Raw genomic sequence first — 17,529 nt, 5'->3', positions numbered from 1 at the left:
AACTGCACCTGCGAATGCCGCCGGGATGCCGTTCAGTAAGGGGAAAGGATCGTGTCGACGTCACCCGTTGGCAATCCTTCCCAAGGCATGCACGCCGTGAACGGCCGTCTCCGGGCCGGTCGCGCCGGGCTCGGACGCATCGGTGCGCGGATCGGCCATCGACGGGGTGCCCGTGACGCGCTGGCGCGGCATTTCCAGCGGTCCCAGGCTGTGCAGATAGGCATCCGCCCCGCTCGCGCGGTCATAAACCGGGAATTCCGCTTCGCGGTCGCGGAAGCTCTTGAGTACCTGACCCAGCCCCTTCATCCCGGTCTCGCGCTGGCGGCGCACCTGGTCGAGGTCGATCTCGATGGGGAAGATGTCTTCCTGCCCGGCGGCCTGGTGGAGAACCTGCGCCGAGGGGTCCACCACGCAGGAGCGGCCCACGCCGCCCGCGCCCAGACCGTTCACGTCGATGACGTAACACTGAAACTGCGCCGCGGTGGCCCGCGCGATAGCGAGCTCCGCGTCCCGGTCGGTGGTGCCGGTCAGAACCGGGTGCAGCAGCACCTCGACCCCCTGCGCGGTCAGATGGCGCGTGGTTTCCGGGAACCAGATGTCATAGCAGATCGACAGCCCGAACCGGCCCACTTCCGGCACGTCGAAGACACAGAAATCCGTGCCGGCGGAGATGCCGGATTCATACGGGCGGAACGGGAACATCTTGCGGTATGTCGCCACGATTTCGCCCTGCGGATCGATCACGACGGAGGTGTTGAAGATGCGGCCGTCCGCGGTTTTCTCGAACATCGAGCCGGGGATCAGCCAGATCCTGTGGCGGCGCGCGTCCTCCTGGAAAAGCGCGACCGTGTCATTGGTCAGCGGCTGCGCGAATTTCGGCAGCGGGCCAAAGGGGGCCAGTTCGCTCAGCAGGACCATCTGGGTCCAAGGGAACCGGGCCATCGTGACGTCGATGCGGTGACGCACGGCCTCGACATTGGAATGCGCGGCGGCGACATGCATCTGGATGCCGGCAATTGCGAAAGGGGTCATTTCTTCTTTCTGCTCCGTAACGACCGGGAACCGGCCGGAATTTTCCAAGCGTACATGGCAGGCCAAGGACAGTCCACAGCGATAAGCGGACGCGCGCGCGCTGCCGTCTCAGCCCAGAACCTCGGCCACGACGGCCAGAAAATCCCCGTTGGTGACGAGACCGGGGAAATGCCGCCCCGCCAGAAGCCCGGACCGCCCCGCGACATAGACATGCGGGGCCACGCCGGTGCGGTCCGCCGGCCAGACCTGCACGACCGGATCGCCCGCCTGCACCATGTCGCCCAGATCGGCCAATGGCTCCACCAGCCCTTCGCGATCGGCGAAGACGAAACCCGCCTCGTCGGGCATGTCGAGCATCACGCTCGGCCCGATCTCCATCTCACCCTTCAGGATGCCCGCATGGATCAACAGGTTGCGCAGGCCCTTCCGGGCGATGGCGTTACTGCGCGCGGTCGATGTGCCGCCCCCGCCCAGCTCGCTGGAGACGAAGACCTTGCCCGCCGCCTCCACTTCCGTGTCGTAGAGTCCGACCGTCTCCAGCTCGAATTGCATCATCGAGTAGGGCGCGTTGAAGGCGCGCATGGCCGCGACGCAGGCCGCCTGCCATTCCTTGTTCTCCTGCACATGGGCAGTGGCGAAGGGCACGAAATCCAGCGTCTTCCCGCCGGAATGGAAATCCATGACGATATCGGCCATCGGCACCAGGCTGTGCAGGAAATAATCCGCGATCTTTTCGGTCACGGTGCCGTCGGGACGGCCGGGAAAGGCGCGGTTGAGGTTGCGCCCGTCGATAGGCGAGAGCCGCGCCCCGACGCGGAAGGCGGGGTAGTTGAAGGCCGGCACGATGATGACCCGCCCGGTGATCTGCGCCGGGTCGAGCGTATGGGCCAGCCCTTGCAACGCGACCGGGCCCTCGTATTCGTCGCCGTGATTGCCGCCGGTCAAGAGCGCCGTCGGCCCCTCGCCGTTGCGCAGCACCGTGAGCGGGATCATGATCGCTCCCCAGGCGCTGGCATTGTGGCTGTGCGGCAGCCGCAGATAGCCGTGATGCACCCCGTCGCGGTCGAGCGGCACTGTGGGCGTGATGGGGTTCGCGATCATCCGGTTTCCTTTCCCGCGGCGGCATCCACATCCTCGCCCGAGACGATGCGGTGATGCAGGCGCATGTCCAGATTGCAGCCCGTCAGCAGCACCGCCACCGACCCCTCCGGGCGGACCCGGCCCGACATCGGCGCGGCTATGCCGACCGCACCGGAGCCTCCGACAATCTGGCGTTCCTCCCAACAGGTGTGGCGGATGGCCTGCGCAATCTCCACCGCCTGATCCATGCGCTCCCCCTCCCTCGGCCCGCCGGGCGTTTCAGACCGGCTCCAGCCCGCACCAGTCCGCGATGAACCGCGCGACCGTCTCGGTCACGCGTTGGACCGAAGGCAGGTTCACCCGCTCGTCGAAACCGTGAATGTTCTCGGCCAGCGGCCCGTAGACCAGCGTGGGAATGCCCTGCTGCACCGCGAACACCCGCCCGTCCAGATAACAGGGCATGGCGATATCCTTCAGCCCGCGCCCGGTGACCGTGCGATGTGCCCGCGCCAGCGCGGCCTCCGCGTCGCTACCAGGCTCCAGCACATAGCCTTCGGCGGTGAAGCCGTTCCATTCCACCACCGGCGGCTGCGCCGCGAGCAGCGGATCGCCGCGCGCCACTTCCGCCACGAAGGCTTCGACCGCAGCCATCGCCTCGGCGGGCGTTTCGCCGGGATAGAAGGCGATCCGGCAGTCCATGTCGCACCAGGCAGGGACCGACGAGGCCCAGTCCCCGCCTTCGATCCTGCCGATATTGAGGTTGATCGGATGCGGGTGATCGGCAAAGGGCGGGCAGCCGCCCTTGCGCGCGTTCCAGGCGGCCTCCAGTTCCTTCAGCCTGACCATCATGCGCCCCGCCGCCTCGATCGCGTTGCCGCCCGCGCCAGTGTCGAAGACATGGACCGGCCGCCCGGAAATGCGGATGCGGAACCACAGCGTGCCGGTATTGGCGCGCACCAGTTCCTCGTCGAAGGGTTCCGTCACCAAGGCGGCATCGGCGATATAGCCGCGCGCCGCGCAGGCCAGTGCGCCGTTCCCCGTGCTCTCCTCCTCCGGCACCGATTGCAGATGCACCCGGCCAGCGGGCTGCACGCCCAGCCGCCGCAACGCGTCGAGCGCGAAGAGATTGGCGACCAGACCCGCCTTCATGTCGCCCGCCCCCCGGCCATAGAGCCAGTCGCCCTCGCGCCGCGGCGCGAATGCGGGCGTGGTCCAGTGCTCGGCCGGACCCGGCGGGACCACGTCGATATGGCCGTTGAGGATCAACGACCGCCCGCCGCCGCGGCCCCGATGCGTGGCCACCAGCGCGGACATCTTGGAATAATCCACCGTGGCGGGCGCCAGCGCCGGGTGGGCCGCCAGTTCCGGCGCGTCGAGCGTCCAGCGGTCGATCTCGAACCCGCGCTCGCGACAGGCCTGCTCCATGATGTCCTGCGCGGCCTCTTCGTGGGCGCGGACCGAGGCGCAGGCGGTCAGGCGCTCCAAAAACGCCACCTGGTCGGCGAAGCCTTCGGCCACCGCCGCGCCGATACCGGCAATCGGATCGTCGCTCATCTTGCCCCCCTTTCGCCTCACAGCCGCTTGGCGACCTCCTCGAGCATCACTTCGGTCGCGCCGCCGCCGATCGCCTGCACCCGCGCGTCGCGCGCCATCCGCTCGATCGCGCTTTCGCGCATGTAGCCCATGCCACCGTGGAATTGCAGACAATCATACATCACCTCATTCACCAACTCGCCGCAGAGCGCCTTGATCATCGACACCTCGCGCACCACCTCCTCGCCCGCGGCGTCGCGCGCGGCGGTGGCGTAGACAAACTGCCGCGCGGACGCCACCCGCGCCGCGAGCATCGCCAGCCGCTGACGGATCGCCTGCTTCTCCCAGAGCGGGGCGCCGAACGCCTTGCGGGTCTTCACGTAGTCCAGCGTCAGGTCGAGCGCGGCCTGCGCCTCGCCCATCGCCATCGCGCCGATGACCAGCCGCTCGTTCTGGAAATTGCGCATGATGGCGTAAAAGCCCTGCCCTTCCTCGCCCAGCACATTCTCCGCCGGCACCCGGCAGTCGCGGAACGCCAGTTCGGCGGTATCCGAACAGAGCCAGCCATGCTTCTTGAGCGCCCGGCTGACGGTGAACCCCGGTGTGCCCTTTTCCAACAGGAACATGGTCACCGACTGGCTGGGCGGGCCGTCCGTGGCGGTCTTGGCCGCGACGCAGTAGAGATCGGCATGCACCCCGTTGGTGATGAACATCTTGGCGCCGTTCAGCACATAGGCGTCGCCGTCGCGCCGCGCCGTGGTGCGGATGCCCTTCACGTCGGAACCCGCATCGGGCTCGGTCACCGCCACGGCGCAGATTTTCTCGCCCGCGATGACGCCGGGCATATGCGCGGCGCGCTGCGCCTCGGAGCCAGCGCTGAAAAGATGCACCGAGGCCATATCGGTATGCACCAGCGCGGTGATCGCCACGCCCGAGAAGGTGGAGCGGCCCAGTTCCTCGGCCAGCACCACGGTGGCACGCGCGTCCATCTCCGAGCCGCCGTATTCCTCCGGGTAGCGTATGCCGAAGAAGCCGAGCGCGCCCATCTCGCGCAGAACCTCGCGCGGGACCATCCCGGCCTCTTCCCAGGCCGCAGCCTCGGGCTTGATGCGTTCCTCCACGAAGCGGCGGACCTGGTCGCGCAGCATCTCGTGTTCGTCGGAGAGGAATAGCGTGCCGGTCATGCGGAAAGCCCCTTCCGGATCGTGGCGGGATTGTTGTCGCGGAAGGCGGGAATGCCGGTCTGCGGCGCGCCCTCGGCCCGAGGGGGGATATTTTGAATGGTCATCGGCCCTCCTCCGGCAGGGACGGGATCTCGCGGCGATAGAGCGCGGCCTCCGCCGCGCCCGGATCGGCCTGGAAATAGCGGGCGGCGCGGTGCCCGGAATAGACCGCGTCGGCGATCAGGCCGGGCATCTGCGCATCTCCGATCACTTCCAGCACGCTCAGGCCACCCTCGTCCCGCAGGGCCTCGTAAAGCGCCGTCTCGCGCGCACGTTCCGTGACCAGCACGACCGAGGCACAGTCCACCTGCCGCCGCGCCCCGGTATACACGCAGGCCAGATCGACGCGCCCCTCGCCCAGCGCGGCCAGCCGCGCATTGGCCTCGATCCGCACCCCGGCCTCAAGCAGCGCGGTCTGGATGCGCCCCTGTTCCAGCGTGTGCGCGCACCAGGGGGAGACGACCGGCGCCGGCGTCACCAACGTGATGTCGTCGCGGAGCGTGGCCAGGAGGTCGGCGATCACACCGCCCATATAGGCCTGGTCGTCGTCATAGATCACCACCGGCCCGGCACCGGGCAGGCGGCCTTCCATGATGTCGTCGGGGGTCAGGATCGCCACGCCCCCGCCCCCCGTCAGCGGTGCCCGGCAGGTCCGGCCCACCCCGTCGCGCCGCCAGCGCGCCCCGGTGGCCAGGAAGACATTGGCAATGCCCAGTTCCAGCACCGCCGCCGCGTCGAGCGGGCTGTTGAGGTACATTTCCACATTGCCGCGCTGGCGCAGGTCGTAGAGCCGGTTGTCGGCCACCCGGCGCCAGGCCCCCAGACCCTTGAGCGCGGATTCCCGCGCCACGCGGCCACCGGGCTCCGGCGCGGCGTCCGCCAGCGTCACGTCATAACCGCGGCGCGCCAGTTGCAGCGCACATTCCAACCCCGCGGGCCCCGCGCCCACCACCAGCGCCGCCGCCGCCGCCGCCTTCGGCGCGATCTCCTCGGGGTGCCAGCCGCGCCGCCATTCCTCGCCCATCGTGGGGTTCTGGGTGCAGCGGATCGGCCCGCCCAGATTGTCGGCGGCCACGCAGATATTGCAGCCGATGCATTCGCGGATCGCCTCGATCCGGTCGGCGGCGATCTTGGCGGGCAGGAACGGGTCGGCGATGGAGGGGCGGGCCGCGCCGATCAGGTCGAGCCGGCCCTTCGCCACAAGCGCGGCCATCTGGTCGGGCGAACTCAGCCGCCCCACGCCCACCACGGGCTTCGTCGTCAGGCCCTTGACGAAATCCGTATAGGCAAGCTGATAGCCGTCCTCGGGTTGGAACCGGGTGGTCTGCGAGTCGTTCGACCAGTCCGAGACGTTCACGTCCCACAGATCGGGCATCTCGGCCAGCATCTCCACCACGGCGCGGCCTTCCTCGGCAGCCTGCATCCCGTCCGGCCCGGCCATCTCGTCCACCGCGAAGCGGAAGGCCACCGCGCAGTCCCCGCCGACGGCCTCGTGTGTCTCTTCCAGCAACTCGCGGGTCAGCCGAAGGCGGTTCTCCAGCGATCCGCCATATTCGTCGCCCCTGGCGTTCAGCGCGGGCAGCAGGAAATGCTGCGGCAGGGTCATCCGGTGCCCGGCATAGACATAGACGATATCGAACCCCGCCTCGCGCGCCCGGAGCGCCGCGTCGCGATGCCAGCGGCGAAACGCCCGGATGTCGGCCTTGTCCATGGCGCGGGCCTGGGCCGGCACCGCGAAATCGAGCGCCATGTCCGAAGGCGCGAGGGCGGGTGTGCGCGTCAGGATGTTGGAGGCGTGAAAGCCGTTATGGGCAAGCTGCACCGCGGCCAGCGCGCCGTGCTCATGCACCGCCCCGGTCATCACGCGGAGCGCGGGAATGTCGCGCGCGTCCCAGATCCGGCCCTCGGCATAGGGCGTGAGGTCCGAGGAGGGATGGATCTCGGTCTCTTGCGTGCTTACAACGCCCCACCCGCCGGCGGCCTTCATGCCGCGCATCCCGGCCTCCGCGCGCGGGCGCAAATGGCCCATGCCGTTGCAATGTGGCACCTGGTAGAAGCGGTTCTTCGCCGTGACCGGCCCGATGCGGACCGGCTCGAACAAGGCCGCGTAGCGCGCGTTGACTGTCACTGGCTGCTCCCCCGAAAAACCGTCGCGAGGCCAGTCTAGGCCGCTCAATGCGCGGTCAGCAAGCGCCCGTAGCCGGGGATGGCGTCGGCTATGCCGGCCAGCCGCAGCGTGTCCCAGATCATTGCCTGGTTGGAGGCGATCACCGGCTTGCCCGCTGCCTCCTCGATCTTCTGGACAACGTCGAGCGTGCGCAACGCCCCGCAGGAGACGAAGATCGCATCCGCCTCCGGCCGGTCGAGCGACAAGGCGAACTCGGCGATGAAATCGGGCGCGACGCGCACCATGTCGCTGTCGCGCTCCAGGTTCAGCCCCTGGATGTCGAGCACATCGAACCCCGCGGCGCGCAAATAATCCGCCTCGCGTGTGTTGATCTCGTCCAGATAGGGGGTCGCCACGACGATCCGCCGTGCGCCCACGGCATGCAGCCCGCGGATCACCCCGGCGATGAGCGAGGTGGCCCGCGCGCCGGGCGCGCCCCGGTTCAGTTCCGCCGCCACGCGCGCCTCGCCGATCACCAGCGAGCCCGAGGTGCAGGCATAGCACACCACGTCGAGCGATCCGTCGGGCAGCAGCGTCGCGGCGCAATCGGCCAGCAGACCGGCCTGCGCGGCCAGGCTGTCGCTGGTGATCGAATCCGGAATCGCGGCGCGGGTGAAATGGACGCCCACGCCCGAAGGGCGAAGCGCCATGATATCGTCCTCGATCGTCTGCTCGGTGGCCAGCAGCACGTAGCCGATCTTGGCCCGCGGGTGACGCCCCGCATCGAAACGCACCACCTGCAGGGCCGATGCCACATGTCCGTTCCCTATGGCCTTGTCCATTGACGCCTCCCCTTCCGCCCGGCCAAGTCTAGCCGGTCGCTTGGGCGGCGCATGTCAGGATGCGACATGCCGCCGGGGCGCCGGCCCGCGGGGTGATCTGACGATCGCGCGGCGGCCTGCGGCCTTGATCCCGCGCGGAGGCAACAGATAAATCTCCGGTCAAGGCCAAATAATTCAGATCGGGCGGGGATCGGACCCTATACCCCAAGCTCGCGATTGACCTGTGCAAGGTTCTGCCTGATTTCGGGCACGTCCGGCGCCAGCCGCCGGGCCCAGAGAAAGGCGCGCCGTGCGCCCTGCAAATCGCCGCGCCCGTAGCGCGTATTGCCCAGGCCGAACTGCCAGAGCCAGTGATCCGGCCAGCGCGCCGCGCCCGCGGCATAGGCTTCCTGCGCCGCCCGCAACTGGCCCGCGCGTTCCAACGCCTCGGCGGCGCGCAGAACGTCCCACTCACCGGCGGCGGCCGGAAGCTCGCCGGGCGGCAGCACCACCAGCGCCCAGTAATCGCCGCGCCGCCAGGTCCGCTCAAAGAGCCTGAGTGGCATGACCATGCGGTCCAACTCGCCCGAGTGCAGGATGATGCGGCGCGCCTCCAGGTCGTAGCCCACCGCGACGGCATAGTGCCATTTCAGCGCAAAATTCAGACCGAGATTCTGGAAGACGATCACGGGATGCCCGGCGGCGATTTCATCGAGCAGGTTTTGGAAACCCGTCACCGGGACCGCCAGTTGCCCGCGCCGCCGCGCGCTGCCCAGCATGTCGGCCAGATACGTGCCTTCCGCCCCCGGACTGAAGGACTGCGCCGCGATCTCGGATTGCGTGACATCGAGGCCGGACCATTGCATGACCATCGCCAGCGACGCCGGGCCGCAATGGAAATCGGCCTGTTTGATGAGCGGCACACCCGGCACCGCGGCCCGCGTGACCTGATCCGCCGGAACCTCCAGCCGCCGGTCCACGGCCTGCGCGCATCCCAGCAGAACCACCGGGATGCAGATCAGCAGTGCGGCGCGGAAAACGCCGGTCAGCGCGTGGCGCAACGGGTGAACTTGAAGACCGAGGTCAGGCAAAGCAGGTCGGTCACGAGCAGGACGATGAAGACCGTCAGCAGCGCTCCCACAACCGCACCGGCCGCGCCGGCGCCGGCGGAGTCCTCTTCCATCTGCGAGATGATCGAGGCTATTTCCCGGTCAGAGAGCGCCCTGAGCCGCGCTTCGGCCTCTGCCGGGTCGACGCCCTGCGCGATGATCTCGTCGCGAATCTCCTTCTTCTGGAGCTCGCCCAGGAGGAACTCGCGGTCGGCATAAGCCGCGTATCTGTCGATAGCCGCACCGGTGGAGAGCATTTCCGCACGTGCCGCGGTGGTCGTCTGTGTGGCAAGCGTCAACTGCACGGCCATGAAAACCGTCGCGGCGAGTTTCATCTGTGTTGCAAATCTCATCCCGGCATCCCTTTCTTTTCTTCGCGCCCGTCCCCCGCGCTCTTTCACTGGGGCAGGCGCCATTTCCTTCATCAGAACACAGCCACGCCGGGCACACAATATCGGCATACGCCCGCCCAGTCCCTTGGATTGGCGGGATTCCGCCACCCGAAAATGGAAAATCGGACCCGCGCTGGCGGCACGGGCCCGATCGCTTTTTGCCGGCAGGCGCGGTCAGACGTCGGCGGATTCGCCCACATTATCAACGCCGCGCTCTTCGAGCAGCGTCGTCAGCCAGTTCGGGTCCATCTCCGGCACCGAGCTGAGCAGCAGGTCGGTATAGGGATGGTGCGGCGGGGTGAACATCTCGTCCTTCGGCCCCTGCTCGACCACGCGGCCTTCCTTCATGACCACGACCTCGTCGGCGATGGAGCGCACCGTCGCCAGGTCATGCGTGATGAACATGTACGAAAGGTTCAGCTCTTTCTGGAGGTTGTCGAGAAGCTTCAGGATGCCCTCCGCCACGAGTTGGTCGAGTGCGCTCGTCACCTCGTCGCAGATGATGAAGCTGGGTTCCGCCGCCAGCGCGCGGGCGATGCCGATGCGCTGCTTCTGCCCGCCCGAGAGTTCCGGCGGATAGCGGTAATAGAATTGCGACGGCTCCAGCTCTATGAGGTCCAGAAGATGGTCGATCCGGTTCTTCAACTCGGTACCCTTGAGCCCGCCATAGAAGGCGGCGGGCCGCCCGATGATGTCGCAGATGCGCACCTTCGGATTGAGCGCCGTATCGGCCATCTGGTAGATCATCTGCGCTTGCCGCAACTGGTCGCGGCTGCGCTGGCGGTAACCCGCGGGCAGCGCGTCGCCCCTGAACAGGATCTCCCCGCTCGTCGGAGGCAAAAGCCCCGTGATGCAACGCGCCACTGTGGACTTGCCGGACCCCGACTCACCCACCACCGCGACGGTCATGCCTTCATAGATGTCGAAAGACACGTCGTGCAGGACCGGCGTCGTGCCGTAGGAGGCATCGACGTTCTTGACCGAGATGACGGGTGTCCCACCTGCCGGGCGCGACCTCTGCGCGCGCTTGAAGCTGCGCACCGCCCAGAGCGACTTGGTATAGTCCTCCTTGGGATTGTCGAGCATTTCCTCGGTGGCGGCCTCTTCCACCTCCTCGCCCTTGAGCAGCACCTTGATCGTGTCCGCCATCTGCGCCACCACGGCCAGGTCGTGGGTGATGTAGATCGCGGCGGTGTTGAACTGGTCCACGATGTCGCGGATCGCCGCCAGAACCTCGATCTGCGTGGTCACGTCCAGCGCGGTCGTCGGCTCGTCGAAGATGATCAGGTCGGGACGGCAGGACATGGCCATCGCCGTCATCGCCCGCTGCAACTGCCCGCCCGAGACCTGGTGCGGATAGCGGAAGCCGATCTCCTGCGGGTTGGGCAGGCGCAACCGCTCGTAGAGCTCCATCGCATCTTCCTGCGCCTCGGTGCGCTTGCGGATACGGTACTGGACCGGCCCTTCGGTATACTGGTCGATCAGCTTGTGCGCCGGATTGAAGGACGCCGCGGCGGATTGCGCGACATAGGCGATGCGCGAGCCGCGCAGCGCCCGCAAGTCCGATTCCGACGAGGTGGTGAGTTCCATCCCGTCGAATTCCACGGTCCCGCCCGAGATGCGCGTGCCGTCGCGGGCATAGCCCATCGCGGCGGCGCCGATCGTTGATTTGCCGGCGCCGGATTCGCCGATCAGCCCCAGCACCTCGCCGCGGTGGAGTTTCAGATCGACACCCTTGATGATGTCGACCCATTTCTCTTCCGAATAGCCCTGGATCCAGAGGTCATTGATTTCCAGGAGCAGGCTCTTGTCGTCAGTCATGTCACGTACTCCTTACGATTTCAGGCCGGAGGAGCGGTAAAGCATCCAGTCCACCACAAAGTTGACCGCGACGGTCAGCAACGCGATGGCGGCGGCGGGAATGAGCGGCGTGATCTCGCCGAACGAGATCAGGGTCGCGTTCTCGCGCACCATGGACCCCCAGTCCGCCGTCGGCGGCTGGATACCAAGCCCCAGGAAGCTGAGTCCGGCGATGAGCAGGAACACGAAGCAGAATTCCAGCCCGAACTCCGCCACCAGCGGCGCGGTGGAGTTGGGCAGAATCTCGCGCCGGATCAGGTACCAGTTGCCCTCGCCCCGCAGCCGCGCGGCCTCGATATAGTCCATCACCACGACGTTGCCTGCGACCGCGCGGGTCAGGCGGAACACCCGCGGCGAATAGATCACCGCCACGATCACGATGATGACCACCATGTTCGTGCCGAAGATCGACAGCATCAGCAGCGCAAAGATCAGCGCCGGGATCGACATGATCACGTCGGCGAAGCGCCCCATGAACTGGTCGAACCAGCCACCCCTGACCGCCGCGATCAGCCCGGCGAAGGCACCCATCAGGAAGGCCAGGATCGTGGCCACCAGCGCCAGCCCCACTGTGTTGCGCGCGCCATAGACGATGCGGCTGAACATGTCGCGGCCAAGCTGGTCCGCTCCGAGCAGCATGGTCTCGTCCGCCGGCGCGAAGGAGGAGGCGATCACCTCGGCCTCGCCGAAGGGTGCGATCAGGGGCGCGAAGAAGCCCAGGATCGCATAGGTGAAGATCACGAACATGCCGAAGCTCGCGGTCAGCGGTGCGGCGCGCAGCGCCTTGGCGACCTCGCTGCCCGAGTCGTGCCCGACGAGCACGATCAGGAACTCGCGGAAGGCATAGGAGACGCCCGCCGCGAGCGCGATCAGCCCCGCGATGACGGTTACGGCCTTGAGCGCCGGAATGCCGCCGACGATCCCCAGCACGAAGGAGACCAGTGTCAGCGAGAAGAGCAGCGTGAACGCGGAACGCTGCTTGTTGTAGGCGGTGTAGCAGGACGCGCCGATCAGCAGCGCGTAATATCCGATGACAAAGAAATTCATGTCTGTCCCCTCACTTCGGATGCCGCAGGCGCGGATTGGTCAGGATCGCTCCGATATCGGCCGCCAGGTTCAGCAGGATGAACGTGGCCGCGAAGATCAGGCAGCAGGCCTGAACGACGGGGAAGTCACGTTTGGACACCGCATCGACGAGAGTCTGGCCGATGCCCGGATAGACGAACACGACCTCCACCAGAACGACGCCGGTGATGAGGTATGCCAGGTTCAGCGCGACGACGTTGATGATCGGTGCCCAGGCGTTGGGCAGCGCATGCTTGACAATCACCTTCCAGGCCGGAACCCCCTTGAGCCGCGCCATCTCGATATAGGGCGAGGCCAGAAGGTTGATGATCGAGGCGCGCGTCATGCGCATCATATGCGCGGTGACGACCAGCACCATGGTCAGCGCGGGCAGGAAAGTCCGCTCCAGCACCTCCAAGAAGCTCATCCCGTCGTCGATACGTGCGAGCGACGGGAACCAGCCGGTCTGGACCGCGAAGTAGAGGATCAGGATGTAGCCCAGGAAAAACTCGGGCGAGGAGATGAAGGTCAGCGTCACGACGTTGGCCACCCGGTCGAAGATCGATTCGCGCAACAGCGCGACGATGACGCCCAGGATGATCGCCACCGGCACCGCGATCACGGCGGCGTAGCTTGCCAGGAAGAGCGTGTTGACGAAGCGCGGTCCGATCCTCGATGCCACGCTTTCGCCGGTTACCAGCGATACGCCGAAATCGCCGGTCACGGCGCCGGCCAACCAGTCCAGGTACCGGACAGGTGCGGGATCGTTGAGCCCCATGCGTTCGCGCAGCGCGGCCAGGTTTTCCTCGGTGGCGCCCATGCCGAGCACCGCTTGCGCGATGTCGCCGGGCAGAAGTTCGACGGCAAAGAAAATCAGAATGGAAATGATCAGCAGCGTGACCAGCCCAAGCCCCAGCCGTTTTACGATGATGCTTAGAACATCGTTCATGTCGTCCCTCCACTTGTCCGCTTCGCCTCGCGGACTGTCTTATTGTTGAGCTTCCCTCGGCGCCGTTCTCCGGGGATTTGTCCGCTGCGCGCTCTGATGTCGCTTGAGACGGGACGGAGAGGGCGGGAAGCCGGCGCGATCCGCTTGCGGTGCGGTATGGCGCGCCCTTGCCGAGCGAAGGGCCGGTCCCTTTCGGAACCGGCCCCCATGTCTTGTCAGCTTTCGAACCACCAGCGGCTGCAAGCGCGTGCGCCGTCGCACTGCCAGCTCGCCGCGAGCTTCCCGGTATGCTTGACGTTGCTGCGCCGCGCATAGACGAAGTTCGTGAACATCGGAATGACGGTCCCGCCGTCGTCCTTCGCCAGGATTGCCATCTCGCGGTACATCTCTGCCCGCTTGTCCTGATCGAGCTCCGACTTCGCCTGGCGGAGCAGCACGTTGAAGCGCTCGTTCTGCCAGTGGCTCTCGTTCCAGGCGGCATCGTCCTTGTAGGCCAGCGAGTACATCACGTCCGGCGTCGGACGCGCACCCCACTGCACGGTGCACCAGGGCTTCTTCAGCCACACATCGGAATAATAGCCGTCATTAGGCTCGCGCTGCACCTTGATGTCGATGCCGGCGGCCTTGGCGTGCTCGGCATAGAGCACACACATGTCCACCGCACCCGAGAACACGCTGTCCGCCGTGCTGAGGCTGACCGACAGCCCCTCGGCGCCGGCCTTCTTCAGCAGCGACTTGGCCTGATCGGGATCATACGGGCGCTGTTCGATATCGTCGGGCCAGTAGGGCATGGCCGGCGAATGATGGAAGTCGTTCGCCATCGTCGCCGTACCGAAGGCGATCTTGTCGATGATCTCCTGCCGGTTCAAAGAGAGTTTCAGCGCGTTCCGCACATCGACATTGTCGAACGGCGCCTGGTCACAGAACATCGGCATGGTGATCGCCGCGGCCGACGGCACGTTGTCGATCTCGATGTCGGGCGAACGCTGAAGCAGCGAAAGCGTCTTGAGCTCGAGCTGCGTGACGGCATCCACATCGCCGGTGACCAGCGCGGTCTGACGCGCGTTCGGGTCGTTGAGTACGACCAGTTCAACCGCGTCGAAATAGGCGCCTTCCAGGTGCCAGCCTTCGTGGCGGACAAGCTGCGCGCCCACACCGAACTGGTTGTCGACGATCTTGTAGGGGCCGGAGCCGTCGCCGGACTGCCAGTTGGCGCTGCCGTCCTCGTTGCCGGGCACGATGGCCAGGTGGTAGTCCGTCATCAGCCAGGGCAGATCCGCGTTGCCGGAGGCCAGCTTGAAGGTGACGGTGTGCTCGTCATCCTTGACGATGTCGTCAACGTCCTTCAGCAGTGCGGTTGCCGCCGAGGTGCTGTCCTCGCCGCGGTGAAGATTCATCGACGCGATCACGTCATCCGCCGTCACCGGCTTTCCGCTGTGGAAGCTGGCGTTCTTGTTGATCTTGAACGTCCAGTTCTTCGCGTCCGGCGTGGCTTCCCAGGATTCCGCGATATCCGGACCCAGATCGTTTTCGGGCGTGATCAGCGTCAGGTAGCTGCGGTAGGTATGCGCAAGCTGAATGATCGAGAAGCTGAGATAGGTACCCGGATCGTGGCTGTCCGAGGTGTTGCCGTCATGCGTGCCCAGGCGGAAGGTGCCGCCCTTCTGCGGTGCGGCCTGTGCGGCGGTTGTGGTCCACAGACCGGATGCGGTCGTGGACGTGATCCCGGCCGCCATGGCGTAGTTCATGAAGGCGCGGCGCGAAACGCGACCGCGCTTGGCAGCCTCTACGAGGCGCTCCATGCTTTCGGGAGTGGTTGATTTCGTCATAGTACCTCCACTGGTGTGTTGCGTTCCGGGCCTTTCCGGCGCCGCGCAACTCTTCGTATCCCCCCCTCAGTTCCCGAGGGCTGTTCTTGGTCGATTCCGACGCGGGGCCGAGCGCCCCCTGCGGCATCGAGGCAACAGAAGCACATTTTTCCCTTTGGTTCCAAGAGGAAATATGACTTTTCCGCGTATCTCGCGCGCCACCGCACGCATCAAAAACGACATCATTCGGCCAAGGCGCTTGGGTTGAGGCAAGTTACCTTTTTGAAATGGTGACAGATTTCAGTTAGACTAAAGTAGTATATTTTTGTATACACTTCGTATACGAGCTGCATTCCCATCGCATATTTTTTCGCTGTGCCCGGCGGTTCGCGCGCGTGCGGCCCACGCCAGCCGCACCGCGCCGGCGCGATTCCCGCAGTGCTGCGCCCGCATGGCACCCATCCGCGTCTAGTTGGTGATGATCTCGGGGCCCATGAAGATCGTCGGCAGGTAGGTCGAGAGCCAGGGGATGTAGGTCACCATGATCAGGAACACGAAGAGCACCGCCAGGAAGGGCAGCGCGGCGCGTACAACCCGCATCATCGGCATGCCCGCCACGCCGGACGTCACGAAGAGATTGAGCCCCACCGGCGGGGTGATCATCCCGATCTCCATGTTGACCACCATGATGATGCCCAGATGGATCGGGTCGATGCCCAGTTCGATGGCGATGGGAAAGACCAGCGGCGCGACGATCACGATCAGGCCCGATGGCTCCATGAACTGCCCGCCGATCAGCAGGATGACGTTCACGATCACCAGGAACACCACCGCGCCGAAGCCCGCCTCCAGCATCATTCCCGCGATATGCTGCGGGATCTGCTCGTCGGTCAGAACATGCTTGAGGATCAGCGCGTTGGCGATGATGAACATCAGCGTCACGGTCAGCTTGCCCGCCTCGAAGAGCGTGTTGCGCGTATCGCGGTGGAAGAAGGCCGTCACCAGCGCGATCGGCTTTCTGATCAGATGCAGGTTCGGCGCCCCGTCCCGTCCCGCGAGCGGCCCCATGTCGCGATAGACAAAGCAGGCGATGAAGAAAGCATAGACGGCGGCGACCGCGGCCGCCTCGGTCGGGGTGAAGATGCCACCATAGATGCCACCCAGGATGATGACGATCAGCAGCAGGCCCCAGCCGGCTTCCATCCCCGAGGAGACGACCTCGCCCCAGCCCAGCCACTCGCCCTTGGGCATGTTGCGGCGCCGCGCGATGACATAGATCGTGACCATCAGCATGAACCCCGCCAGGAGGCCCGGAATGATGCCCGCAAGGAACATCCGCCCCACCGAGACATCGACGGCGCTGGCATAGACGACCATCACGATGGAGGGCGGGATCAGGATGCCCAGCGTACCGGCATTGGCGATCACGCCGGCCGCGAAATCCTTGGTGTAGCCGACCTCGCGCATGCCCGCGATCACGATGGAGCCGATCGCCACCACCGTTGCCGGGCTTGACCCCGAGAGCGCGGCGAAGAGCATGCAGGCAAAGACCCCGGCGATCGCCAGACCGCCGTGGAAATGGCCCACGCAGGCGATGGAGAACCGGATGATCCGGCGCGCCACGCCGCCGGTGGACATGAAGGACGAGGCGAGAATGAAGAACGGGATCGCCAGCAGCGTGTAATGCCCCGCCATCGCCTGAAAGAACGTCTGCGCGATGGAGGCCAGCGACGTGTCGCCCAGCACCAGCAGGAACAGGATCGAGGAGATGCCCAGGCTCACCGCGATCGGCACTCCGATCAGCAACAGACCGATGATCATCCCGAAGAGGATTGCGACTTCCATGATCTCAATCCTCCCGGTTCATGCGTGCCACGTCTTCGACCGCATCCTCGGCCTCGTGGCTGACGATCAGGCTCTCGGCGTCGCCGCGCAGCAGCCGCAGCGTGGCCTGCGTGAAACGCAGGAGCAGCAGCGCCATGCCCACCGGCAGGATCGCATAGGGGATGAAGCGCGGCAGTTTCTCATAGGATTCGCCGTCGTTCATCAGCGGTTCGATGAAACGCAGGAACTCGGGCATGGGCACATCGACGACCTCGTACCAGCCGCGAAAGGAGGTGCGCGTCATCTCCTCCAGCCCGGTCGGGAACCAGCGCCCCGTGGTCTGCGGCAGGTTGGCGAAATTGGCCCAGTAATCCCAGGCGCCCTTGAGCAGAAGGAACGCATAGGCCATGCAGATCAGCCCGGCCAGGACGCCGATGCCGCGGCGCAGCCGCGGGTTGACCGCGTTGATCACCGCATCCACGCCCAGATGCGCGGTGACCTTGACGGCGTGGCTGATCCCGAAAAGCACCAGCCAGGCGAAGAGGAAGGTCGTGGCCTCCAGCCCCCATATGAGTCCGGTGTTGAAGCCGTAGCGCAGCACGACATTGACGAAGGTGATCGCCGTCATCAGCCCCAGGAGCACCGCGATGACGGTTTCCTCGAAGTCATGGACGGCTCGACCCAGAAGGGTCTCCGGCTCGTAATGCGTGGACATGCCCAACCTCC

The 17,529-nt window shown here is 66.1% G+C and carries 15 protein-coding genes; all 15 read right to left on the bottom strand.

The window, feature by feature from the left end:
* Window positions 1-60 precede the first annotated feature (60 nt).
* Window positions 61-1,032 (bottom strand): carbon-nitrogen hydrolase family protein, encoded by a 972-nt coding sequence (locus DDZ14_RS09375; protein ID WP_109424798.1) that lies wholly within the window; start codon window positions 1,030-1,032, stop codon window positions 61-63.
* Window positions 1,033-1,140: 108 nt separating this feature from the next.
* Entirely contained in the window at window positions 1,141-2,133 is a 993-nt protein-coding gene (doeB, locus tag DDZ14_RS09370; protein ID WP_109424703.1) for a N(2)-acetyl-L-2,4-diaminobutanoate deacetylase DoeB, read from the bottom strand.
* Complete coding sequence (locus tag DDZ14_RS09365) at window positions 2,130-2,360, bottom strand: hypothetical protein (RefSeq protein ID WP_109424702.1); 231 nt, start codon at window positions 2,358-2,360, stop codon at window positions 2,130-2,132. Before DDZ14_RS09365 ends, doeB begins: the two co-directional genes overlap by 4 nt.
* A gap of 31 nt (window positions 2,361-2,391) precedes the next feature.
* Complete coding sequence (locus DDZ14_RS09360) at window positions 2,392-3,666, bottom strand: ArgE/DapE family deacylase (protein ID WP_109424701.1); 1,275 nt, start codon at window positions 3,664-3,666, stop codon at window positions 2,392-2,394.
* A gap of 17 nt (window positions 3,667-3,683) precedes the next feature.
* Window positions 3,684-4,829 carry an acyl-CoA dehydrogenase family protein gene (locus DDZ14_RS09355; protein WP_109424700.1) on the bottom strand — a complete coding sequence of 382 codons (1,146 nt, stop codon included), beginning with the start codon at window positions 4,827-4,829 and terminating at the stop codon, window positions 3,684-3,686.
* A gap of 100 nt (window positions 4,830-4,929) precedes the next feature.
* Entirely contained in the window at window positions 4,930-6,996 is a 2,067-nt protein-coding gene (locus DDZ14_RS09350; protein WP_109424699.1) for an FAD-dependent oxidoreductase, read from the bottom strand.
* 44 nt (window positions 6,997-7,040) lie between these two features.
* Window positions 7,041-7,817, bottom strand: coding sequence for an arylmalonate decarboxylase (locus DDZ14_RS09345; RefSeq protein WP_199221324.1), 777 nt, complete (start codon window positions 7,815-7,817; stop codon window positions 7,041-7,043).
* Window positions 7,818-8,014: 197 nt separating this feature from the next.
* A complete protein-coding gene (locus DDZ14_RS09340; RefSeq protein WP_233252535.1) occupies window positions 8,015-8,857 on the bottom strand; it encodes a PA2778 family cysteine peptidase in 843 nt (280 codons plus the stop codon).
* On the bottom strand, window positions 8,842-9,258 hold the full coding sequence (locus tag DDZ14_RS09335; protein WP_109424698.1) for a PA2779 family protein: 417 nt from the start codon (window positions 9,256-9,258) through the stop codon (window positions 8,842-8,844). The genes DDZ14_RS09340 and DDZ14_RS09335 overlap by 16 nt, the downstream gene beginning before the upstream one ends.
* A gap of 213 nt (window positions 9,259-9,471) precedes the next feature.
* The gene (locus DDZ14_RS09330) at window positions 9,472-11,118 is read right to left on the bottom strand and encodes an ABC transporter ATP-binding protein (protein WP_109424697.1); all 1,647 of its coding nucleotides are present in this window, start codon (window positions 11,116-11,118) and stop codon (window positions 9,472-9,474) included.
* 12 nt (window positions 11,119-11,130) lie between these two features.
* The gene (locus tag DDZ14_RS09325) at window positions 11,131-12,204 is read right to left on the bottom strand and encodes an ABC transporter permease (RefSeq protein WP_109424696.1); all 1,074 of its coding nucleotides are present in this window, start codon (window positions 12,202-12,204) and stop codon (window positions 11,131-11,133) included.
* A gap of 10 nt (window positions 12,205-12,214) precedes the next feature.
* Entirely contained in the window at window positions 12,215-13,171 is a 957-nt protein-coding gene (locus DDZ14_RS09320; protein WP_109424695.1) for an ABC transporter permease, read from the bottom strand.
* A gap of 215 nt (window positions 13,172-13,386) precedes the next feature.
* On the bottom strand, window positions 13,387-15,000 hold the full coding sequence (locus DDZ14_RS09315) for an ABC transporter substrate-binding protein (protein WP_109424694.1): 1,614 nt from the start codon (window positions 14,998-15,000) through the stop codon (window positions 13,387-13,389).
* Between the two features lie 447 nt (window positions 15,001-15,447).
* Window positions 15,448-16,824 carry a TRAP transporter large permease gene (locus DDZ14_RS09310; RefSeq protein WP_109424693.1) on the bottom strand — a complete coding sequence of 459 codons (1,377 nt, stop codon included), beginning with the start codon at window positions 16,822-16,824 and terminating at the stop codon, window positions 15,448-15,450.
* Window positions 16,825-16,828: 4 nt separating this feature from the next.
* Window positions 16,829-17,518: a TRAP transporter small permease gene (locus DDZ14_RS09305; protein ID WP_109424692.1), complete on the bottom strand. Its 690-nt coding sequence runs from the start codon at window positions 17,516-17,518 to the stop codon at window positions 16,829-16,831.
* Window positions 17,519-17,529 lie beyond the last annotated feature (11 nt).

This window comes from Maritimibacter sp. 55A14 (assembly GCF_003122205.1).
GTDB lineage: Bacteria > Pseudomonadota > Alphaproteobacteria > Rhodobacterales > Rhodobacteraceae > QEYE01.
Note: the sequence above shows the minus strand (reverse complement) of the source record. Positions and strands in the feature narration are given on the sequence as shown.